Source organism: Evansella cellulosilytica DSM 2522 (assembly GCF_000177235.2).
Lineage (GTDB): Bacteria > Bacillota > Bacilli > Bacillales > Salisediminibacteriaceae > Evansella > Evansella cellulosilytica.
In genome coordinates this window covers 1760490-1783339 of sequence record NC_014829.1, presented here as the reverse complement: position 1 = coordinate 1783339, position 22850 = coordinate 1760490, and the positions used below count along the sequence as shown (strand labels likewise).

General features: G+C 36.0%; 24 protein-coding genes. 4 read left to right on the top strand and 20 right to left on the bottom strand.

Annotated elements, in window-relative coordinates; translation table 11 throughout:
• Nucleotides 1-39 precede the first annotated feature (39 nt).
• From dnaK to gpr, 8 genes are all read right to left on the bottom strand, one after another.
• Nucleotides 40-1884, bottom strand: a complete 1845-nt coding sequence (gene dnaK, locus BCELL_RS08005) for a molecular chaperone DnaK (RefSeq protein ID WP_013488188.1) — start codon at nucleotides 1882-1884, stop codon at nucleotides 40-42.
• Nucleotides 1885-1918: 34 nt separating this feature from the next.
• Nucleotides 1919-2488, bottom strand: coding sequence for a nucleotide exchange factor GrpE (grpE, locus tag BCELL_RS08000; protein WP_013488187.1), 570 nt, complete (start codon nucleotides 2486-2488; stop codon nucleotides 1919-1921).
• Nucleotides 2489-2608: 120 nt separating this feature from the next.
• Nucleotides 2609-3637 (bottom strand): heat-inducible transcriptional repressor HrcA, encoded by a 1029-nt coding sequence (hrcA, locus tag BCELL_RS07995; protein ID WP_013488186.1) that lies wholly within the window; start codon nucleotides 3635-3637, stop codon nucleotides 2609-2611.
• Nucleotides 3638-3760: 123 nt separating this feature from the next.
• On the bottom strand, nucleotides 3761-4921 hold the full coding sequence (hemW, locus tag BCELL_RS07990; protein WP_041808174.1) for a radical SAM family heme chaperone HemW: 1161 nt from the start codon (nucleotides 4919-4921) through the stop codon (nucleotides 3761-3763).
• A 35-nt stretch (nucleotides 4922-4956) separates the two neighbouring features.
• Entirely contained in the window at nucleotides 4957-6789 is a 1833-nt protein-coding gene (gene lepA / locus BCELL_RS07985; protein WP_013488184.1) for a translation elongation factor 4, read from the bottom strand.
• Nucleotides 6790-7023: 234 nt separating this feature from the next.
• On the bottom strand, nucleotides 7024-7443 hold the full coding sequence (locus BCELL_RS07980) for a hypothetical protein (protein ID WP_013488183.1): 420 nt from the start codon (nucleotides 7441-7443) through the stop codon (nucleotides 7024-7026).
• A complete protein-coding gene (locus BCELL_RS07975; protein WP_013488182.1) occupies nucleotides 7443-8618 on the bottom strand; it encodes a stage II sporulation protein P in 1176 nt (391 codons plus the stop codon). The genes BCELL_RS07980 and BCELL_RS07975 overlap by 1 nt, the downstream gene beginning before the upstream one ends.
• Nucleotides 8619-8713: 95 nt before the next feature.
• Nucleotides 8714-9838, bottom strand: coding sequence for a GPR endopeptidase (gene gpr / locus BCELL_RS07970; RefSeq protein WP_013488181.1), 1125 nt, complete (start codon nucleotides 9836-9838; stop codon nucleotides 8714-8716).
• Nucleotides 9839-10000: 162 nt separating this feature from the next.
• On the opposite strand from gpr, the gene rpsT reads away from it, so the two are divergent.
• Nucleotides 10001-10267: a 30S ribosomal protein S20 gene (gene rpsT, locus BCELL_RS07965; RefSeq protein ID WP_013488180.1), complete on the top strand. Its 267-nt coding sequence runs from the start codon at nucleotides 10001-10003 to the stop codon at nucleotides 10265-10267.
• A gap of 309 nt (nucleotides 10268-10576) precedes the next feature.
• Here rpsT and holA read toward each other — a convergent pair whose 3' ends face one another.
• Nucleotides 10577-11605 carry a DNA polymerase III subunit delta gene (gene holA / locus BCELL_RS07960; protein WP_013488179.1) on the bottom strand — a complete coding sequence of 343 codons (1029 nt, stop codon included), beginning with the start codon at nucleotides 11603-11605 and terminating at the stop codon, nucleotides 10577-10579.
• A gap of 379 nt (nucleotides 11606-11984) precedes the next feature.
• Between holA and BCELL_RS22055 the strand changes: the two genes are divergently transcribed.
• Nucleotides 11985-12125, top strand: coding sequence for a YqzM family protein (locus tag BCELL_RS22055; protein WP_013488178.1), 141 nt, complete (start codon nucleotides 11985-11987; stop codon nucleotides 12123-12125).
• A gap of 61 nt (nucleotides 12126-12186) precedes the next feature.
• Here the strand turns inward: BCELL_RS22055 and BCELL_RS07950 are convergent, their stop codons facing one another.
• The 3 genes from BCELL_RS07950 to BCELL_RS07940 all read right to left on the bottom strand — a co-directional run bounded on the left by BCELL_RS07950 (nucleotide 12187) and on the right by BCELL_RS07940 (nucleotide 15897).
• Nucleotides 12187-14496, bottom strand: a complete 2310-nt coding sequence (locus BCELL_RS07950) for a DNA internalization-related competence protein ComEC/Rec2 (protein ID WP_013488177.1) — start codon at nucleotides 14494-14496, stop codon at nucleotides 12187-12189.
• 115 nt (nucleotides 14497-14611) lie between these two features.
• Nucleotides 14612-15178 (bottom strand): ComE operon protein 2, encoded by a 567-nt coding sequence (locus BCELL_RS07945; RefSeq protein WP_013488176.1) that lies wholly within the window; start codon nucleotides 15176-15178, stop codon nucleotides 14612-14614.
• Nucleotides 15179-15291: 113 nt separating this feature from the next.
• The gene (locus tag BCELL_RS07940; RefSeq protein WP_013488175.1) at nucleotides 15292-15897 is read right to left on the bottom strand and encodes a helix-hairpin-helix domain-containing protein; all 606 of its coding nucleotides are present in this window, start codon (nucleotides 15895-15897) and stop codon (nucleotides 15292-15294) included.
• An 80-nt stretch (nucleotides 15898-15977) separates the two neighbouring features.
• Between BCELL_RS07940 and comER the strand changes: the two genes are divergently transcribed.
• Nucleotides 15978-16829: a late competence protein ComER gene (gene comER, locus BCELL_RS07935; RefSeq protein WP_013488174.1), complete on the top strand. Its 852-nt coding sequence runs from the start codon at nucleotides 15978-15980 to the stop codon at nucleotides 16827-16829.
• Nucleotides 16830-16902: 73 nt separating this feature from the next.
• Here comER and BCELL_RS07930 read toward each other — a convergent pair whose 3' ends face one another.
• From BCELL_RS07930 to yqeH, 7 genes are all read right to left on the bottom strand, one after another.
• Nucleotides 16903-17637, bottom strand: coding sequence for a class I SAM-dependent DNA methyltransferase (locus tag BCELL_RS07930; RefSeq protein ID WP_245546970.1), 735 nt, complete (start codon nucleotides 17635-17637; stop codon nucleotides 16903-16905).
• 17 nt (nucleotides 17638-17654) lie between these two features.
• Complete coding sequence (gene rsfS, locus BCELL_RS07925) at nucleotides 17655-18011, bottom strand: ribosome silencing factor (RefSeq protein ID WP_013488172.1); 357 nt, start codon at nucleotides 18009-18011, stop codon at nucleotides 17655-17657.
• 7 nt (nucleotides 18012-18018) lie between these two features.
• Nucleotides 18019-18591 (bottom strand): bis(5'-nucleosyl)-tetraphosphatase (symmetrical) YqeK, encoded by a 573-nt coding sequence (yqeK, locus tag BCELL_RS07920; protein ID WP_013488171.1) that lies wholly within the window; start codon nucleotides 18589-18591, stop codon nucleotides 18019-18021.
• Complete coding sequence (locus tag BCELL_RS07915; protein WP_013488170.1) at nucleotides 18584-19150, bottom strand: nicotinate-nucleotide adenylyltransferase; 567 nt, start codon at nucleotides 19148-19150, stop codon at nucleotides 18584-18586. Before BCELL_RS07915 ends, yqeK begins: the two co-directional genes overlap by 8 nt.
• Before the next feature lie 10 nt (nucleotides 19151-19160).
• Entirely contained in the window at nucleotides 19161-19454 is a 294-nt protein-coding gene (gene yhbY, locus BCELL_RS07910; protein ID WP_013488169.1) for a ribosome assembly RNA-binding protein YhbY, read from the bottom strand.
• Entirely contained in the window at nucleotides 19448-20293 is an 846-nt protein-coding gene (aroE, locus tag BCELL_RS07905; RefSeq protein ID WP_013488168.1) for a shikimate dehydrogenase, read from the bottom strand. Before aroE ends, yhbY begins: the two co-directional genes overlap by 7 nt.
• Nucleotides 20294-20391: 98 nt before the next feature.
• Nucleotides 20392-21510 (bottom strand): ribosome biogenesis GTPase YqeH, encoded by a 1119-nt coding sequence (yqeH, locus tag BCELL_RS07900; RefSeq protein ID WP_013488167.1) that lies wholly within the window; start codon nucleotides 21508-21510, stop codon nucleotides 20392-20394.
• A 548-nt stretch (nucleotides 21511-22058) separates the two neighbouring features.
• On the opposite strand from yqeH, the gene BCELL_RS07895 reads away from it, so the two are divergent.
• Nucleotides 22059-22199 (top strand): sporulation histidine kinase inhibitor Sda, encoded by a 141-nt coding sequence (locus BCELL_RS07895; RefSeq protein ID WP_041808740.1) that lies wholly within the window; start codon nucleotides 22059-22061, stop codon nucleotides 22197-22199.
• A gap of 179 nt (nucleotides 22200-22378) precedes the next feature.
• Here BCELL_RS07895 and BCELL_RS07890 read toward each other — a convergent pair whose 3' ends face one another.
• Nucleotides 22379-22609, bottom strand: a complete 231-nt coding sequence (locus BCELL_RS07890) for a hypothetical protein (protein WP_013488165.1) — start codon at nucleotides 22607-22609, stop codon at nucleotides 22379-22381.
• Between the last annotated feature and the right edge of the window lie 241 nt (nucleotides 22610-22850).

Below are 22850 nucleotides of genomic sequence, written 5' to 3'. Positions count from 1 at the left end.
CTAAACTATCATTTTTAAAGGATAGTTTTAGTGCACCCTTTATTTCTTTTCCTCTTCATTTACTTCTTCATATTCTGCATCAACGACGTCATCACTATTGTTTGCACTGTTTTCTGCAGAACTAGCATCTGCGCCTTGCTGAGCTTGCGCTTGTTGTGCAGCTTGCTCATATAGTTTCGTTGATAGCTGTTGAACAACTTCTTGAAGTTCATCTTTTGCTGAACGAATAGACTCAATGTCTTGACCTTCTAGAGCTGATTTCACTTTATCTTTTGCTGCTTCAGCCTTTTCTTTATCAGCAGCATCAACGTTTTCGCCTAAATCTTTCAATGTCTTTTCAGTAGTGAAAACGAGCTGGTCTGCTTCGTTACGAAGGTCCACTTCTTCACGGCGTTTTTTATCTGCCTCTGCGTTTTCTTCTGCTTCTTTTACCATTTTGTCAATTTCTTCATCAGATAAACCAGAAGAAGAGGTAATTGTAATGGATTGCTCTTTATTTGTCCCTAAATCTTTAGCACGTACATTTACGATACCATTAGCATCGATATCAAAAGACACCTCAATTTGCGGTACACCACGAGGCGCTGGTGGAATGTCCGTTAATTGGAAACGACCTAATGTTTTATTATCTGCCGCCATTTCACGTTCCCCTTGCAATACGTGTATATCTACTGATGGTTGGTTATCAGCAGCTGTTGAAAATACTTGAGATTTACTAGTAGGAATCGTCGTATTTCGATCAATCAGCTTTGTCATGACACCACCCATTGTTTCGATACCTAATGAAAGAGGCGTAACGTCTAGTAGTACAACATCCTTAACATCACCAGTTAAAACACCAGCTTGTATTGCCGCACCTAATGCTACCACTTCATCAGGGTTAACTCCTTTGTGAGGATCTTTACCTGTAAGCTTTTTGATTGCATCTTGAACAGTTGGAATTCGTGTTGATCCACCGACTAGAACAATTTTATCAATTTCATTAGCAGAAAGTCCTGCATCTTGCATTGCACGGCGAGTTGGTCCCATCGTTCTTTCTACAAGATCAGAAGAAAGCTCTTCAAATTTCGCTCTAGATAAAGATAACTCTAAATGTTTTGGTCCAGAAGCATCTGCTGTAATGAATGGTAATGAGATTTGGGTTTGTGATACACCTGAAAGATCTTTCTTCGCTTTTTCTGCAGCATCTTTCAATCTTTGTAACGCCATTTTATCTTGAGAAAGATCAATACCGTTATCTTTTTTAAACTCAGCAACTAAATAATCAATAATTACTTGGTCAAAGTCATCTCCTCCAAGTTTATTGTCACCAGAAGTTGCTTTTACTTCAAAGAACCCATCTCCTAGTTCTAAGATAGAAACATCAAATGTCCCACCACCAAGGTCATATACTAAAATTGTTTGATCATCTTCTTTTTCAAGACCATAAGCTAATGCTGCTGCAGTAGGCTCGTTGACAATCCTTTCTACTTCTAAACCAGCAATCTTACCTGCGTCCTTCGTTGCTTGACGTTGAGAATCGTTAAAATATGCTGGAACAGTGATAACAGCCTTTGTCACTTTCTCACCTAAATATGCTTCAGCATCTTCTTTTAATTTTTGTAAAATGATAGCCGAAACTTCTTGTGGAGAATAATTTTTACCTTCTGCTTCTACTTTATAATCTGTCCCCATGTGACGTTTAATAGAAACAATCGTATTAGGGTTTGTAATCATTTGACGTTTTGCAACTTCCCCTACTTGTCGTTCTCCATCTTTAAATGCAACTACGGAAGGAGTCGTTCTCGCACCTTCTGCATTAGAAATTACTGTTGCTTCGCCACCTTCCATGACAGCCACACACGAATTTGTTGTACCTAAGTCTATTCCAATAACCTTACTCATTGCATAATGCCTCCATTCTTTCGTTTATGTAGTACTACCCGTTTACTTTAACCATAGCAGGTCTAATCACTCTATCTTTTAGCTTATAACCTTTTTGAAGCTCTTCCACAACGATATTTTTTTCATATTCATCAGTCTCCACTTGCATTACAGCTTGGTGGAAATGAGGATCAAAAGGATATCCTACTGTTTCAACAGGATGGACTTCTTCTTTTTTTAATGCATCCTGTAATTGACGATAAATCATTTCCATGCCCTGTATAAGACTTTTAGCCTCTTCAGATTCTGGAGTAACCGTAAGCGCTCTTTCGAAATTATCAAGCGCTGGTAGTAATTCTTCTACAAGTCGTTGTGATCTATATTTAGCATCCGCTTCACGTTCTTGCCTTGTACGTCTACGGAAGTTTTCGTAATCTGCTTGTAAACGTAATAAACGGTTTGTTGTTTCTTCAAGTTTTTGTTCAACTTCTTGTTCAGGAGATTGTGCTTCCTCCACTTCCTCTGATTTATTTCCTTCAGTTTCAGTTACATCAGCTTCCACATCCTGTACTTCCTGTTGATCAACTTGTTCTTCTTCATGAGTCGTACGATTTTGCTGTTCCAAAACTTTCACCTCCTCAATTTTCTAAAAAATATCTATTAGGTGAAACTTTTTATATGAAAGTTTCCCTACCCAATCTAGGAGAATAAATGGACTTATACTTTTTGTCAACTAATATAGTTTTTACTTTTGATATCGATTTGATAATAGTTTCGACAAATCCTTCGTAAGATAATCCATAATTCCTATCACACGGGGATATTCCATCCTCGTTGGACCTAAAATACCTACTGTACCCATATGCTTACCTTCAACAGTATAAGTAGCTGTAATGACTGTACAATCATCAAAAGGCTCAAATCTATTTTCCTGGCCAATTTTAATTGTTATTCCTTTATCCTCTGAGCGAAACAACTTCGACATAAGCGCATCTTCTTCAAATATGTTGAATAACCGTTTCACTCGCTCAACATCGTGAAATTCCGGCTGTGCTAAAATGTTTGTTTTTCCACTAAAAAACACTTTGTCATGCTGCTGCGATAAAAATGTATGGTGCAATAAACTCATCACTTCATCGTACTGGTCAATATACGTACTGAGAATTTTTGCAAACTCAGAATTTAACTTTTGTCGAAGGTGTACGAGTGGGACATCTTTTAGCTGCTCATTAACAATATTTACAACTTTCTCAAGATCAGTTACCTTTATTCCAGTCGGTAACGTTACTGTTTGGTTTTCAACATGGCCAGCGTCAGTGACGATGATAGCCACGGCAGCATCGCTCGAAATAGGTACTAATTGTATTTGTTTCAATTTAGATTCGAAAATTTCAGGTCCTAACACAATTGAAGTGTAACTCGTTAAGTTTGATAATATTTTCGCTGATTGTTGTATAACATGCTCTATTTCACTAAAACGCTCACGAAAACCAGATTGAATTCCAGTAATTTCTTTTTTAGTTAGCTTTTTAGGAGATAACAAATGGTCAACATAATAACGATAGCCTTTTTGAGAAGGAATTCTACCAGCAGAGCTATGTGGTTTTTCTAAAAAACCTAATTCTTCTAAATCAGACATTTCATTTCTAATTGTTGCTGGACTATACGTCATGTCCTCCCGCTTAGATACACTTCGTGATCCTACAGGTTCTGCATGCGTAATATAGTCATCTATGATTGCTTTTAATATAAGAAGCTGACGTTCCGTTAGCATATGCATCCCCCTCCTGTTAGCACTCATCATCGTTGAGTGCTAAATCTATATAATAACTTACCAAAGAGGATTGCCATTGTCAATCTACAACGCTTGAATTTATGCATGATATTTAATGATTATTTATTCATTGAGAAGGAAACGTTCAAATACCTCATTTCCAAGTAAAAGTCCTGACTCGGTCAGCTTAATAACGACACCATTATCTTGTATTAAGCCACGATCTATGAGATCTTGTATGACACCAGGAAAAGCCTGTTCGATGTTGAGATGATATTTCTCTTGAAAATCTTGATGCCTAACCCCCGCTAGTTTCCTTAACCCCATAAACATTTCCTCTTCCATTTGTTCTTTTCGGGAAACAGGATGCTCTTCACGGTATGGAAAGCCTGTTTCTTTAACAGCTTCCATATACTTTGGCAGCGGACCGTGATTGATTCTTCTAACTTGTGCCACGTAGCTATGGGCACCAGCACCAATACCGAAGTAAGGTTCGTTTTTCCAATATGTTAAGTTGTGACTACTTTCATATCCATTTTTAGCAAAGTTACTAATTTCATACTGATTAAAATTATTATTTTTCATTTTTTCACGCAAGAGCTCGTACATTTTAGCTTCAATATCTTCACCAGGTAAAGATAGCTTTCCTTTATTCCATAACTGGTAAAACACAGTTCTTTCTTCAACCTTTAAAGAGTAGGCACTTATATGTTCAATTGGAAGTCTCGTTAATATATTTAAAGTTTCCTCAAATTGTTCCTCCGTTTGTTTTGGAAGGCCAAACATAATATCTATGCTCAGATTATGAAAACCTACTTTCCTTGCTAGTTCTATTGTATGGAATACATCCTCTCGTTGATGGTCACGACCAATTTTTTTTAATAAGTCTTCATGAAACGTCTGTGCCCCGATACTTAACCTATTTACGCCATATTCTCTCATCATTTCTAACTTTTCTTGATCGACACTACCTGGGTTTACCTCTACCGTCCATTCTACGTTCCTGTCCGTATAAAAATTTTCTTTTATGCTTGATAGCAATTTCGAGAGCTGCAAAGTAGTTAACGAAGTAGGTGTACCACCCCCGACATATATTGATGAAATAGCATGATTCGGGTGCACTTTTACAGTGTTTTTGATTTCTTGATCACATAAGGATAAATATTCGTCAACAGGTTGATTCTTCAAGAAAAATTTATTGAAATCGCAATAATGACATATTTGCTCACAGAACGGTACATGTACATATACGGCTTTTGTATCCAACAGTTTCACCTCATTCATGGTAAAAACCGCAGGATTCCCTGCGGTTTTATACGTTACTTATTTCCACCTTCATCCATGCTTAGAACTGACATAAATGCCTCCTGTGGTACTTCTACACTTCCCACACTCTTCATGCGCTTTTTACCTTCCTTCTGTTTTTCAAGAAGCTTTCTTTTACGTGAAATATCTCCACCATAACATTTTGCAAGTACATTTTTACGCATCGCTTTTATCGTTGAACGTGCAATAATCTTTTGTCCAATACTCGCTTGAACTGGAACTTCAAATTGCTGTCTCGGTATAAGCTCTTTTAACTTCTCAACAATTGCTTTACCACGTTGGTAAGCACTATCTCGGTGAACAATAACGGAAAGTGCATCAATTTGTTCAGCATTAAGTAAAATATCCATTTTTACTAAGCGACTTTCCTTGTATCCTATCATTTCATAATCAAATGAAGCATACCCTTTTGTATTTGATTTTAACGTATCAAAGAAGTCAAACACGATTTCTGATAATGGTATTTCATAAGTTATCGTTACTCGATTTTCATCCATATATTGCATATCTACATAGTCGCCACGCTTTTTCTGACAAAGTTCCATCACTGCACCAACATAATCGTTTGGAACCATCACTTGTGCTTTGACATATGGCTCTTCCACTGACTCGATTTTTTGCTGATCTGGCATTTTAGATGGATTATCAATTCTCATTGTTTCTCCATCAGTTAAATAAACGTGATAAATTACACTTGGAGCCGTCGTAATGAGATCTATGTTGAACTCACGCTCAATACGCTCCTGTATAATTTCCATATGCAGTAAGCCAAGGAAACCACAGCGGAAACCAAAACCTAATGCTTGAGATGTCTCAGGTTCAAATTGTAATGAAGCATCATTTAACTCCAGTTTTTCAAGTGCTTCACGAAGATCATTATAATCATTCGTATCAACTGGATATAACCCACAGAAAACCATTGGGTTTAACTTTCTATAGCCAGGTAACGCCTCGTCTGTTGGTCGATCAGCACTTGTGACAGTATCACCAACACGTGTATCGCCAACATTTTTGATAGATGCAATCATAAACCCTACATCACCAACAGTAAGTTCTTCTCTAACATCTGGTTTCGGTGTAAATACACCTAATTCTTGCACCTCAAACTCTTTACCTGTTGCCATCATACGAACTTTATCCCCAGGCTTTACTGTTCCTTCTACGATTCGCATATATACGATAACCCCTCTATATGGATCATATAAAGAATCAAAAATCATTGCTTTTAATGGCGCAGCAGGGTCCCCTGGTGGTGCTGGAACATTTTTTACGATAGATTCAAGGATTTCCTCAATACCAATTCCTGATTTTGCAGAAGCCAATACACAATCTTCTTGAGGAAGACCAATAACATCCTCTACCTCTTGTTTCACCCTTTCAGGTTCAGCACTTGGCAGATCAATTTTATTAATCACTGGAATAATTTCCAAGTCATTGTCTAAGGCTAAATATACATTTGCAAGTGTTTGGGCTTCAATGCCTTGAGCAGCATCAACAATAAGTAACGCACCTTCACAAGCAGCTAAACTTCGGGATACCTCGTACGTAAAATCTACGTGACCAGGTGTGTCAATAAGATGGAAAATATAATCCTCTCCATCGTTTGCCGTATATTTCAACTGAACAGCATTAAGCTTTATCGTGATTCCTCGTTCTCTCTCTAGATCCATCGCATCTAACATTTGCTCTTTCATTTCTCGTTGCGTTAAAGCACTCGTTTTTTCTAGTATACGATCGGCTAATGTTGACTTACCGTGATCTATATGGGCAATTATTGAGAAATTGCGAATTTTATCTCTACGTTTTAAACGTTCTTCAGGCTTCATGTAACTATCCACTCCTACTGTTCACTTCAAAGAATTTACTGTTATATCCGCTTCTTTGTAAAATACACTAACGTTTATTATAGCAATAGTTACATTACATCTTCAAATATTTCTTAAAAAGATTATAAGAAACATTTCCAAATATCTTTGTTAATGTACAATACATTGTCTAAAAAAGATAGGAGGGAGATTCATTTCGGCAAGAATACCGTGTTAAATCCCCCTCCATTACAGTTATTCAATTACTGAAAATAATGAACGAAACACTCCTTCAAGTGTGTCAGCTGTCCGAATCCCCATTTCAGAGAAAAAATTATGGCCATTTTTTTGTGCGAACTGTTGTTTATCTAATAAGTCTCTTTCTATATCAACATCTGACCTTAGTTCTTGTAGCACATCTTCACCATCGCCATAAATAACAATCCCCTCTTCATCCTCCATCTCGATTTTTAAATCGTCACTACTATCCTTTTTCTCATCATTTAGTATAAATCCAGGAGAAGGAACGCTCGCTTTTTCTTCTCTCTTTTCTGTCGGTTCATTTTCTATTAACTGTGATTCTACGGTAGCATGGTTAGAATAAACAACACCAAATATAAAACCAAACATAAGTATCGCTACAAATAAAAGGCCTCTGCTTAATAAATGTGCCATTATTCTCCCTCCTCAAGCTGATCCCAATAAAAATCACTAAAAATCTCGGCAAACACTTCAACGGTACGATAAACTTCTTCAAGTGAATTATCGACACCACCGAATTCAATTAAGATAGAGTTAGGTGACACGTCTTGATTATATAAACCGTTCCTTCCTGGACCTGCTGGTGGCTCAAATATTCCTTTACTAAGTCCTGGATAGTCCTCATCCAATCGTTCATGTAATTCTGTCATTAACTGTTGATTCTGTTCAAAATTCGGATTATTTAAACCTAAAACAAAGTATATTTGTGCATACTTTTCACCATTTATTTCAATTGTCGTCCTGTCTCTTCTTGCGGCATCACGGTGAAGGTCAAAATAAAATTCAAATTCTCCATGATCCTCAATATCATCTTTCAATACTTCTCGTGCCATATCATATGATTGACTGTATTGCCAGCTTCGCTCACTTAGCATCGCACCGATATCCTCCGTATTGACGTGAGAGCCTATACCGTATTTGGATAGCTCCATCCCCAACCTCTCTCCAGCTAAAGTGATGTTTACTGTTGGGTGATTCGCGTTATTTTCATTTTCAGTATCAACATTTTTTAACTCAGGAAAAAAAGATTCTCTGTTATGCGCATGCATGATGTGAACTACATTTTCAAGTTCGTCTTGTCCAGCCATTTCTTCCCTTAGCATGTCGATTTCAGCAATTCTCTCATCAGCCGCTTCACTTTCTGCCAACAACACTTCCATCGGAGGCGCTGATTCAAGAGGCATTTCGGTATAATCGACTCCTTCACCTGCTAAAATAATCGTTCCATCAAAAAGAGAGAAACCAGGTAACTCTGTTCCTAATAACGTTCTATGATCACCAGGATCTATGCTAGTAGCTAGCTCAAAAACTGTTGCTGACACTGATGGTGGATTGTAGTCTTCTGGAAGTGATTGTGTAAAATAAGGGTTTTCTATCCCCATAATTTGAATAAACATTTCACTCGATATATTTCTGCTAGCTTCGTTTATGGAAGAGGAAGAGAAAACACTCCCTGTTCCTAAAGAAGTGATTAATGTAATGAAAAAAAACAGCATGACTATTGACATTACAAGTGAGGAAAAGGCTTTTTGAATGCTTGTCCTATTCCGTTGTAAATTGCGTCGTTTAACAGTGGGGCGCCTTCTCATAAAAATTTCATCCTTTCTTGTCCACGTCTATAGACGATGTGTATGACAAAAAAGGATGAATTAGACCAAATTCTTATTTTTAACTGGGAATAAAATTAATGCGTATAAGCACCGACATTTTCTTGATCAATACTTCCGTGTAACGCAGCATTTAAACCTTGTGCTAAAACATTGCCCATATCTTCTATAAAGTCGTCAACTTCTTTCGGGGTAACCATTAAATTATGTCCTATCGGCGCTAGTACTTCAGAGATTAACTGTCTTTTTTCATTTTCATCAAGAGCGCCAACAATCCCCATATATTGTTGTCTCTCCTGTTCTCCTGGCATATCTTCATCTGTTAATTTTCTTTTTTCACCAAACGTCATACCCGCAGGGGCTAATCGACGTTTAGGTTGATTTTTTTCTCTTGTTTCTCTACCTAGGTGCTTTAATAAAAAGTCTATCGTATCACTCGTAATCGATACTGCGTCAACAACCGTAGGAATTCCGACTGCTATAACTGGAATACCTAACACTTCCTTTGATAGCTCTTTTCTTTTATTTCCGACTCCAGAACCTGGATGAATGCCAGTGTCAGATATTTGAATTGTTGTGTTCACCCTCTCAATTGATCTTGACGCTAATGCATCAATCGCTATGATAAAATCAGGTTTTACCTTTTCAACAACGCCATGAATAATATCACTCGTTTCTATACCTGTAATCCCCATTACACCTGGAGTAATTGCACTGACAGGTCTAAATCCCTCCGAGACATTTTCAGGTTGAAGTTCGAATAAATGGCTTGTCACTAATAAATTGTCGACTACAAGAGGTCCTAGTGCATCTGGAGTCACATTCCAGTTACCTAGTCCTACTACAAGACAACGATCATCTTGTTTGATTCCTAATTCATTTAAAAATTGATGAAATTCCTTTGCGAAAATTTCTTCAACACGATCTTGTATATTTGTGTCTTTACGGCGTATTCCCTGTGCTTCGAATGTTAAATATTGCCCTGCCTTTTTTCCAATCCTCTCAGAACCACCCTCAGAAATATCAACCTTTGTAATATTTACTCCGTCAATATCTCTACTTTCAACCTTGACTCCATCAATAGCAGATGAGGTTTCTTCTTTTTTCTCTTTCTGTCCCTCTCTTTCCACTAACATCTCATGTGCCTCTACTGCTAAGTCAGTACGTACTTGATAACTGCTTAAGTCTAATTCTTTTGTCATTTTTGTCACCTCTTTAATTTTGAGTAAAATTAGCTCTCTAAAGAAATGTTTTCTTTTATTACCCCATATTTTCTATTGCATTTTAAATTTGCTTTTGGTACAATCCTTAGTGTTGCACGGATAATGAAACGTTATTACGGTTGCATCAAGGAGGTGAAATGGATGGCAAACATTAAATCTGCTATCAAACGTGTTAAAACTACTGAAAAACGTCGCGCTCAAAATGCTGCATTTAAATCTGACCTTCGTACAGCAATCAAAGCTTTTAACGCGAAAGCTGAAAGTAACGATGTTGAAGGAGCAAAACAAGCATTCTTGGTGGCAACCAAAAAACTTGATAAAGCAGCTAATAAAGGGCTACTCCATAAAAACGCAGCAAATCGTCAAAAGTCGAACTTGCAAAAACGTTTGAACTCAGTATCTGCATAATAAAGCAGACAAGGCATTCACATCTTAGGTGGAATGCCTTTTTTATTTTTAATGCATTTATTCTTTGTTAAATACTATCGTTTTATGTAGAACGCTTGAAAGAGGATTACTAAATAGGAGCATTATCGGTACTATGATGGGAGTGAAGGGAAGGTGCGGTGCCATCTTACCTTCATGCTCTTTTTTATTTGCTCAAGGGCAGATGGGGGCTTCCCATCTTACCATAAGCCCATTTTTTCTCACTGGATAGAAAAGAAAAAGCTGACTCAATAGGTAAAAATAACCTACTGCGTCAACCACGTCTCTTTATTAATTCGTAATTTTTGCACGTTTAGAAAAGAAGATCTCGACAGCTAATACTTTATCAATTTTGCCTGTCTTTATTTCATAATCCATATTAGCTAACTCATCTAGTAAGGCTAACAATTCATCATCGTTAAATTGCTTTGCTTGTCCCATAGCAAGCTTCACAACGTATGGATGTAGCTTTAATTGACCAGCTATTTGCTTTTGTGAATAACCTTGCAGTGTCAATTGCTTCACCTGGTACAAAATTCGAAACTGCCTCACCATCAATGCAATTATTTTAAGCGGCTCTTCCTTCTGTTTAATTAAATCTAAAAATATTGCCCAAGAATGACTAATTTCCCTTCTTACTACACCCTCTACTAAAGAAAAGATGTTCTGCTCTAACGAACGAGGAACTAACTCATTTACTATTTCTTCTGTTATTCTCCCTCCATCACCAACATGAATGGCTAATTTTTTGATCTCACTAGCTAAAATCATCAGTTTTGCGCTCGTTAACAAGACTAATTGTTCAATTGCCAAATCATCAATAGTGACATTGTTATCCCTTGCACGATCCATGATCCATAGCTTTAAGTCCTTCTCTTCTAAAGCAGATCCACTAACATACTCACCTGCTTTTTTTGCTAACTTCACAATTTTTTTTCGTTCATCAAGTTTTTCGTATGGGGCTAATAAAATCAAAACCGTTTCTGGTGCAGGGTTTTCTAAATACCCCTCTAATTGCTTCGTGTTGTGTTCAATTTTTGATGATACCTTTTGAGAAGTTAAAAAGTACGCATCCTTAACAATCACAACTCTTTTTCCACCCATAAACGGAAAAGTATATGCTTCTTCGACAGCTAATTCAATTGGGTATTCCTTCATATCGTATGTTGATAAATTAAATTCCTTTTCTTCATCCGCTAATGTATTCTTAATGATGAGATGAATCGTATCCTCTAATATGTATTGCTCCGTTCCAGTTAAGACATATACAGATGCAACATGCCCTTTTTTTATCTTTCTAACAATATCTATGTAAGCCATTTGGGTACATCCCCTCTCGACAAATTCACACCTCCATTTTATCACTTTTAAAGAAAAAGGGAAGAAAGCAAGTATTTGCCGTCTCCCCATTTATGATAAACGCTACAGTAAAGCACCTAGGACACTTCACTATAGCGATATCCGCTTTTCTCTTCTGTACTTGTTATCATATCCTATGCCACGTGTTAATATAGGTGACAACTCTTTACAGGAATAACAATGTATAATATAAAAAGGGAGAAACCGACTTGGTGAGGATAAAAATGTCAATGTTCAGTGAATAAAAAGGTTATTTTTAACTCGTAATAATCCTCGACTTTATTTTGTGGATTTTTATGAAGATATTTCGTATACTATATAGTTGATAGGGGGGCTTTGAATGGCAAACGAATTTGAAAAAGACGTTCAATCAAAACGAAACGATTTAATTGATAGTGGGGTTGGGTTTGTTGTTACATTTGGTTTCTTCATGACAATCTTTATTATTGCTCAAGTAATTGAATTTTTCGGTACAAGATAAGTACATATAAGAGGTTGACTCAAAAGGTAAAAAAAATCGAGCTTTTGAGTCAACCTCTTTCTTACCTATAGTCAAGTGTTTCTTGTTCTCTTTTCACCGTTGTTTCAATTTTTATTTTGTTACTCCTAATTTTTATCATAACCGCACCATCTAAGTCTGTGCGAAATGCTTTTACATTATATTGATCTAACCTTGACATTACTTCTTCATGAGGATGACCAAACCTATTATTTCTCCCAGCAGAAATTACAGCAATATCAGGTTGAAAATGCTCTATAAAACCTTCGCTTGTCGATGATTTACTACCATGATGTGCAACTTTTAAAATGTCTATGTGAAGATCTGCAGAATACGAATTTATTAACCTCGTCTCAGCATCCCCCTCTATGTCTCCAGTTAATAGCACTTGTTTCCCTTCTAGGTTAACAAACAATACAATTGATTTATCATTTTCTTTTGCTTCATTGCCATATGGATTAAGAACTGCAAAGTATTGACCTTTTTCATTCCACCATTCTCCCTCATTTACAAACTGTACTGGTACTTTCTTGTTTTGTGCACATCCAAAAGTATCATGAGCTTCAACAGCAATATTTTCTGTTTTTGGGTACATTATACTTTTAACATCCATTTCTTCTAACAAATAGCAAGCTTCTCCTATGTGGTCATAGTGACCGTGGGTTAAAATTAATTTATCTATTTTTTTAATTCCTTTACCTTTTAAATACGGTTCAATGACATATTTACCGGGGCCATAAACGGTATTCGACCTTTCCTCTCCCCATGATACATAGCCGCCAGTATCCACCAAATAAGTTATTTTGCTTCTTGGAAGTGTAATAACAATTGCATCTCCTTGTCCTACATCTAATATCGTAAGTTCAGCAAAGGCATAAAAATATGGTTGGAAATATTGAAAGCTTAATACACCTATAAGAAGAGAGGATGATATCCACTTTAAAATCACTATTTTTTTCTCAAATGAAACTAAACATAAGATGATAAAAGCGTACAGTAATACTAAAATATAGATGGATGGTTGTCCAAAAACTAGCATATCCCACTTCCACTTTGAAGCGACATCTAACACCTTATGTGAAAATGATAAACTTGTTGAAGCGATATAAAATGTCACATGTGAAAGTGGTGGAAACAACAATTGAAATATAACCGTTAGAAAAGACAGTGGAAGAATCCACATTGAAATAAATGGTATAAAAATTAAATTAATAACTACTGATAATAGGGAGATTTCATAAAAGTGATATAGTATAAGAGGCATTGAAACTAGCTGTGCTATAAAGGTTACCTTAAATAAAGTGAATATTTTATTTGTATCATTCAATAATGATTGGGACAAAATGAGTGAAAAGCTCGTGAGAAAAGAAAGCTGAAAGCCTAAGTGGAAAATATAGAATGGATTAATGATAAGTAGTACGATGCATAGTATTGATAATAAATCGATGACTTTCATTTTCTGATTAACTACTGTAGCCAATAGCACTAACATGCACATAATTGAGGCACGTATGACAGAAGGCGCTCCACCAGCAATCACAATATATACAGGCAGTATTAATATTAAAATGAGACTAGTTTTTTCTTTCGTCAATCCTATCCTACAAAAAAAGTAAAATAGTGATAAAGTAATTAAACCAATATGTAGTCCTGAGACAGCTAATAAGTGAATAATTCCAAGTTGACGATACGTTTTGACTCTCTCTTCAGTAAGATAAGATCTGTCTCCATAAACTAATGCTACCATTAGGGCAGAAGTATCACCTTCCTCTATGTTTATTAGCCTTTCAATTCCCTTTTTCCGTAATAACTCAACCTTTCCCTTCATAGTTACCTTTTGATTTATACAACCCCCTTTTATTTCCTCAACAGATAGTACCCAATGGACACCTTTTTCTTGTAAATATTGTTCATAGTTAAAAGTATAAGGGTTTGTATTTGAGTGAGGGGGTGAAATACTTCCGCTAAATTGACACACTTCGTTGTAGAAGGGCTCATTTTCTACAGTTGAGAATGCTTGTATTCGTTCTCCGTCTTGAAGTTTTACTTCGAATGACCAGCGCAAAGATTGTGTCAATGTCGGTTGTGTAACTACTTTGCCTACAATAGATGTCTCCTCGCCTGTCAGTGTTGATTCACTCTTATCTATCGTCCAAAGTCCATAAAAATAAAAACAAATTGAAGTAAAAATTAAAAGTAGTAATGTCATGGATTTGTTTTTCTCATGGTGATTAAAAATGAGGGGTAAAACAGCTACTATAAGAAGAAAAAGGGGAATAACCCAATTGCTTGTCAGAGATAATATTAAACCAGCAATGGACACTAGAGTATATGAATACATTCTTCTAAACAACTTATCACCTCTATTCCAATTTTATGTTAGTATTTGGGGAGGATGAGGGCCTTAACAGTTATTAAGCAAACTATTAAACCCCCTATCCTTTAGTGGATAACGAAAACGACATTCTTTAAGTCGAAGTATATAAACGATTTGCTTTTTCTTTTAACTCATTCAACTCTTTACCTTCTATACCTAATTTTTTAAGCCTCGCCAATAAATCTGCAGTGAACATGAGCTTCTCTTCATTATTTCTATCTAGAATCATTTCCTCAAGCTCTACTTGTTCGACAATGACGTCTGCTTGCTCAAAAAGCTCTAAAGCGTATGGGTGATTTTTATAATCGTTGGCATAGTATACTTTTTTAATGCCAGCTTGTATTAAAGCTTTGCAGCAATTTAAGCATGGGAAATGCGTGACGTATATTTCGGATCCTTCTGTAGCAACACCAAACTTAGCACATTGTAACAGTGCATTAACTTCTGCGTGAATCGTCCGAACACAATGGTCATCTATCACATAACATCCTTCATCTATACAATGGACACCACCAGATATGGCCCCATTATACCCCCCAGCAATGATACGTTTATCTCGTACTATTGTTGCCCCGACCATTAAACGGGAACACGTGCTTCTTAATGCAAGTAAATGACTTTGCGCCATAAAATATTGATGCCATGATATTCTATCCAATTGAATCCCTCCTCCAACAAACTCCATTATTCGTCAAATATATTATAAGTTTAGACAAGCATCCACATATGCGTCAAATAAAATTTTACTTTATAACATCAATAATGAATAATTTAAGGAACCCTTATGTATTCACGAATATTTTCTAGTGTCTTTTCCCCTATTCCTGGTACATTAACTACATCTTCTATTTTTTGAAAATGGCCATTTTCTTCTCTAAAATGAATGATTGCTTTCGCTTTAGCAGGTCCAATGCCGGGAAGTTCAGTAAGTTCCCCTTCAGAAGCAATATTTATTCGTACTTTTCCATCTGTATTTTCTGATTGAAGAACAACTCCTATATCCTCTCCTTCAAACTGTGAGGGTACATAAATTACCATCTCATCAAAGCATTTTTCTGCTAAATTCAACGCATTTTTCTCAGCATTTTCTGTAAATCCTCCGGCTTGTGCAATAGCGTCATGGACACGTTCTCCAAAACTCATTTCATAAATTCCAGGTCTATTCACCTCTCCTTTTATATCAACAATAATAATATCATCGATTTCTTCCATCACTATGTGCGATTCACTATCTTCAAATATTAAATTCCAATCCTCCTCCCCCTCTCTTTCTTGAGTTACTTGCTGGAAAATAAATAATGAAAGTACTCCAAGTAAAAAACATAGTAAAAAAGCAGCTACCATTGGCCATTTTTGTTGAAACCTTAAAATAAACATGAATTTACCACCCTTCACTCATATATTTCATTTTCATTCATACAATGATGGAAGAACGCTATAAAAAGGAGGGGGAACGATTGAAGAGAATTGGCTTCATCGGGACAGGAAGCATGGGGAAAATATTAATTGAATCATTCCTTGATGCTCATGCAATCACCCCAAACAATGTGACAATTACAAATCGTACAATTGACAAAGCAAAACAAATTGCGGATTCATATGAAGGAGTAAACGTTGCCGGAGATGCCCGAAGTCTCATAAAAGAATGTGATTGGGTATTTTTATGTACAAAACCTTTACAAATGATTCCGCTCTTAGAAGAAGTGAAAGATATACTTACGGAACGCCATGTACTCATTTCTATTACTAGCCCACTTTTAGTTGAAGAGTTGGAAAAAATAACAGAGGCAAAGGTTGTTCGATTTATACCAAGTATTGTTAACCGAGCTCAAGAAGGGCCTTCCCTAGTTACGTTCGGTCAAAATGTAGCGAATGAAGATAAAGAAGAATTGATGAGATTCTTTAAAACGATTTCGACACCTGAGTTAATATCGGATGACGTCACAAGGGTAGCGTCTGATATAGGCTGCTGCGGCCCAGCATTCATTAGTTTTTTAGTCGAGGAAATGATTAAGGCAGCTGTTCAAGAAACGAATATTAAGGAAGATGAAGCAACAAATATTATGGAATCGATGCTTATTGGTTACGGAGAGCTATTAAGAAAGAAGTATTTCACCTTACAGACTTTGCAAGAAAGAGTAACTGTACCTGGTGGGGTGACAGGGGTAGGCTTAAATGTTCTACGCTCTGAAATTGGCCAACAATTTAACCATTTATTCAAAAGTACTCATGAAAAGTACGCTGAGGATCGTCATTTAATTCAAAAACAATTAACCGAAAATAACACGCGTGCTGAGACTGGAAAATAACGCAAAAAGGTGTCCTATTAACTCTTTTTTATAGGGCACCTTTTTATTTCGACAACTAATTATAGAAATCCTTCTATTTTTTTTCTGCTTTAAAAAAAATTCTATCATCAGCCTCTATTACGGAAGTTTCCCCGAAATTACTTGAAACTTCAATATTATGGAATCCCACAAATTGTAGCCACCTTACATATTCTTCAATAGGAAAAGTTCGTTGACTATGCTCTTCATCCGTTCTTTCATATGATCCATCTTCATTTTTAACAAAGAAAGTAAAAGAATGATCAACACTGTCTGTTTGCGATCCATGGTTGCAAAACCATAAGTAACTAATATCCTCCCGATTTTCACCAAACAGCTGTTCATTGAAGGTGTTTCTGATTTTAGATAAACTATGTACGTCAAACAAAAAGATACCTCCTGACTTTAAGGCAGATGCGATCCTAGTAAATGTGATTTGAACATCAGTCTCATCCATTAAATAATTTAGTCCATCGCAAAACAAAGTCACAGCATCAAGTTGTGAAAAACCTGAAAGGGAACGCATATCTTGATGAAATAAAGGAATCGGCAGTTGCTTATCTCTTACTTTCTCCTCTGCTATAGTAAGCATATCTTCTGCTATGTCAATTCCTGAAACTGTGAAGCCGGCTTTATATAATAAAATTGTGAAAGTGCCCGTACCACAAGCTACATCAAGAACTTCACTATTATTGGGTATGTACTTCTTACAATAATCTACCCACTTATGATAGGGGACATCTTCCATTAATACATCATAAATAGCAGCAAAATGTCTATCGCTCATCATTTGTAACTCCTTTACATCTAACTGTTTAACACTTGCTCTACAGTTAAGGTAGGCGCATCTCCCCATAATTTTTCTAAGTTATAATAATGTCTCTCATCCTTATGAAAAACGTGGACAATTACTTCATTAAGATCAATAAGTACCCATCGACTTTCCTGTAGACCTTCTAACCTTTTTAGTTCTATTCCTTTTTCCTGTGCACGGTCTTTTATTTCCCTCGCAATGGCTTCCACTTGCTTTTCGGAATTCCCGTGGCAAATAACAAAGTAGTCTGTAATGAGAGAGACACCTTCCATATTTAGTACAACAATATCTTCTGCTATTTTGTCATCTGCAGCTCTAACTGCTAAATCTAACAACACTTTTTTATCCATAAACGATTCACTTACCTCCTTTTATTTTCTGAGCAAAATCATTATATGCTTCAAATGTATCAGGGTAAATAGATTTCTCTACACCAACGAGAAATTGAACCGTATTCCTAAGAGCAAGAAAGCAAGCGTGGTCCAAATCTTTATATGCCTTCTCTCGTACTTCTTCCACACCTCGGAATGTTCTACCCGGTTCAATATAGTCCGCTAAAAATACGACTTTTTCTATGTCCGTCATCTGTGCTCTTCCAGTAGTATGGTATCGGATAGCAGATATTATTTCTTCATCGTCTACACCTAATTCCTTTTGAACATATGTTGCTCCAACAAATGCATGTAGAATTTCGTTTCCGTAAAAGAGCAATCTCTTATCTAACTTTTCGTCTTTTATCGTCTGTTTCATTTCTTCAACTGAGCGGTATTTTGCATAATCGTGAAGAATTGCAGCAACCCTCGCCTTTTCTATGTTTACATGATATTGATTTGCTAATTTCTGCGCTTCATCCCTCACCCTAACTGTATGCTCATACCGTCGCGTCTTTAAAGCCTTTTTCACTTCTAAAAGTGCTTGCTCCTCATTCATATAAGTGACGCTCCTTTATCATGTCGAATACACCTTTAGTCAACAAAAATCGATTAAACGTCCCTGTATTCAATGTTTCTCTAATTGTCGTAGACGAAACATCTATTGTAGGACCTTCTAGCAATGTTATACCTTCTGTTGCCTCATTAGTATCGTAACCCGGTCTACGGATAACAATAAATGATACAAGCTTTTTTATTTCTTCACTCTTATACCATTTATGTAAGTTCATTAAACTATCCTCACCAATGATAAAATAAAATACAGCATTGGGATGTTGGCCTCTTAATAGTTTTAACGTATCTACCGTATAAGAAGGTCCTTCTCGATGAAGCTCTATATCACATACCTTAAAATGGCTATGTAATGATATCATTTCTTTTACCATTTCTAATCGATCTTGTTCTGTTGTGTCGCTTTCCTTCTCTTTATGAGGGGGGATTTTATTAGGCATCCACCAAATTTCATCTAAGTTCATCTGAAGCCTTGCTTCTTCAGCCATTAAAAGGTGACCGATATGAGGTGGATCAAAAGTTCCTCCTAGTATGCCAATTCGCATTTTTTTCGCCTCACGATGGAAGTTCAATTGTTTTCTGATTTTTAGACTCTTTATATAAAACAATAGTACTGCCGATTAATTGGACAACCTCTGATCTTGCCCCTTCTGAAATTGTTTGTGCTACTTCATCACGATCCTCATCACAATTTTGCAGCACGCTCACTTTTATTAATTCCCTAGCTTCTAAGGCATCATTAACTTGTTTAATTAAATTTTCGTTTACCCCACCTTTTCCAACTTGAAAAATGGGCTTTAAATGATGCGCTTTACTTTTTAGAAATCTCTTTTGCTTTCCGGTTAACATTTTTTTCCTCCTTCTAATTGTTGTAAAACAGCCTCTCGCATAACTTGAGTTGGGGCGTTAATACCTGTCCACCGTTTAAATGCAAGGGCACCTTGATATACAAACATGTCTAGGCCATTTAAAACTCGACAACCCTTTTTCTCCGCTTCTATTAAAAACTTTGTTTTAAACGGTGTATAAATTAAGTCACTTACAATCGTATCACTTTTTACTTTATCTAAAGAAATAGGTAGTTTATTTAAATGTGGAGCCATTCCTATAGAAGTAGTATTAATAACGACATCAAAGCGCTCAAGATTTTTCTCCACTTCTTCTAATGACATAAATGACGAAGGACAAAACTTCTTACAATCTTTTACTAATTCTTCCCCTTTTTCAGCAGTTCGATTAGTAACGATTATTTCCTTTACTCCGCTATTAGCAATCGTTAGTGTAACTGCTCTGGAAGCTCCACCAGCACCAATCATTAACACTCGTTTCGTTTGTAGGTCACCTTGTATAAACTCGTACAATGATTGTAAATAGCCTTCACCATCTGTATTAAACCCAATAAGCTTTCCATCTTCATTGACTATTGTATTTACAGCACCTAAATGTCTAGCTAATTCATCTACTTCATCCAAATAAGGAAGAACGTTTACTTTATGTGGAATAGTGACATTTAGTCCTTTAATCCCGAGTCCTCGAACACCTTTTAAAGCATTTTCTAGTTGTTCTCGCTTAACGTGAAATGCATGATACTCCATATTTATCCCTAATTCACGATATGCTGCATTGTGCATATGTGGAGATAAAGAATGACCGATAGGATCACCAATTACACCAATAATTTGCTTCATAATCCCCTCTCCTTTCATAGAAACATGGAATGAAAGCCATCTTTTAAAAGGCTATACTCCGAGAAGTCTCGACGGATGCAGCTTTTTACATAGCTTTTTTAAAAAATAGATGGTCTTATACTTACATGTACTCCCTTTGGTGCAAACGTACGTATTTGTGCACCTTTTCCATGTACTGTTACCCAGCCTAGTCCTGAGATCACGATATCTTGCTTTTCCTCAGTAAGTTTCCATTCTTTTTTTACTAGTTCAGGAAAACTGTCTACATTTTCTTTAAATGGTGGTGTGAGTAACTCCCCAAGATGGTTTTCAAAAAGTTGATCTGCTTTTTCAAGCTTTGTCCTATGTATATTCAATTCATTCGAAAAGTAGCATACAAAGGATCTACCTTCCCCTTGTAAAAAATCAAGCCTTGCTAAACCACCGAAAAACAAAGTTTGTTGATCATTTAGCTGAAACACCGTCGGCTTTACTTCTTTTCGTGGGGAAATCACCTTCAACTCATTTTTATTTAACCTATGAGCCATTTGATGATGGTTAATGATACCTGGAGTATCAAATAATGATGCTCCATCATCAAGCGGTATGTCAATCATATCTAATGTCGTACCAGGGATATTAGAAGTCGTAATTAAAAACTCATCATCTGCACCAAACTCTTTTAGTAATCTATTAATAAAAGTTGACTTACCGACATTTGTACTTCCTACAACGTAGACATCTCGGCCCTCTCTCCATTTATCAATAAGGCTAGCTGTCTCCATCACGCCTTCGCCTGTTTCTGCACTCATTAAATGTATATCAGCGGGCTTTAAGCCATAATTTTTACTCGCCCATTTCATCCAATTAACTAACTTATTCCGCTTCACAGATTTAGGCAATAAATCGACTTTATTCCCGACTAATAAAATAGGATTATTACCTACAAAGCGTGGAAGCCCTTGAAGCCAACTACCATCAAAATCAAAAATATCTACTACTTTTACAATTAATGCATTTTTTTTACCTAGTTCATTTAATATTTTTAAAAAATCATCATCTGTTAAAGGAACATCTTGAACCTCATTATAATGCTTTAACTTAAAACACCTTTGGCATATAATAACCTCTCTAGTTAATGCAGACTTAGGTGCATATCCTAAATTGTTCGGTTCTTCGGTTTGTATGGAGATCCCACAGCCGGAACATATAATCTTGTCTTTACCAACATCCTTCATAAGGAATCCTTCCTCTCTATTTTTATGAAACATTTTAAAAAACCAAGATCTTCTATCTATAATACATTTTTTACATCTCCTATTTCAAACTTAACCATTATTTATTTTTTCGCTGCAGACGTTGAATTTAGTGTGTAGGATCTTACTTAAACATGATAAAGGGCAACAGTAACGAATAAATTTAATAATATGCTAAAAACTTTTCGACAAAAAACCACAAACACAAACAATTGTGGATAACATTATACACATATCCACCCTTACTTCGCCTTACATCACCCTCAGTTATATACAGTCTATTCACAACTTATCCACCTATATTTGTGGACAAAAGTGACGTTGAGAACGTAAGCAGAACGTGATATTATCAATTCAACACAAGAGAAAACGAGCGAGCAGAAAGAATAGAAACGTAAAGTTTATAAACAATTTTAAATTCGCATAAGTTGACATATTTTTTCAAAGTCGACTTCATTAATGAGACACGTACAACTCGGATGATGAAATAACAATAGGGGGGTGAAGCTGCCATGAGGCGGCGTGGGGCTATGAGATATTTATCTGATGATTTATTGATGGAAACTTATAGAAAAGCTCGCGAACTTCAATTGAGTGAAGATTTCATTACTCTTATTCGTCAAGAAATTGAGAGACGTTCAAGAAAGGACAAGCAATCTATTACTTCATAATAGCAAAGAGGCTGACTCAAAAGGTGTTCGACCATTAGAGCCAGCCTCTTTTTTTTTTGCAATAGTTAAAATATAGGACTCATTTAAGGCACTGTACAACGAGGGCAATACCATTATATTAAGATGTTGCTGTGTACTTCTATGGAACTAAAATACCGTGATTACCTTTTAAAACCCTTCTACAACTCTTCTTCAATGATTTCTATCTGTTTTTGCTTATTAACCTTTATATACTGCCTTGGTTGAAAACGGCGTGTATCTTCATCTTCTCCCATATGAAAGCCTCGAAATTCTTCATTATGTTGATGATCGAGAATTTGTTTAGTAGAATCAATATGAAATGGGATCGCAAGTAATAACAGTATAAGAAAGATTGCACAAGAAATGACGAACACTTTATTTTTCTTCAACCGTACCGCCTCCTTTGTTATAAGGATGATACGGTTTCTTTTTTTTTATACTTCTTGGAAGAGTAATTATTCTTTTTTTAACGTTATAAGTTTTAAGTAAGATGATGAAAAAAATATTTTTTTTCATCAAAAAACTTAGTTTCTTCATATTTAATAAATTGTAAAAAAATGTGAGAAGCCTAAATAGGCGAGAGATGCAACCAAAATTATTTTATATTATAATTTTACTTGCGATTATTCT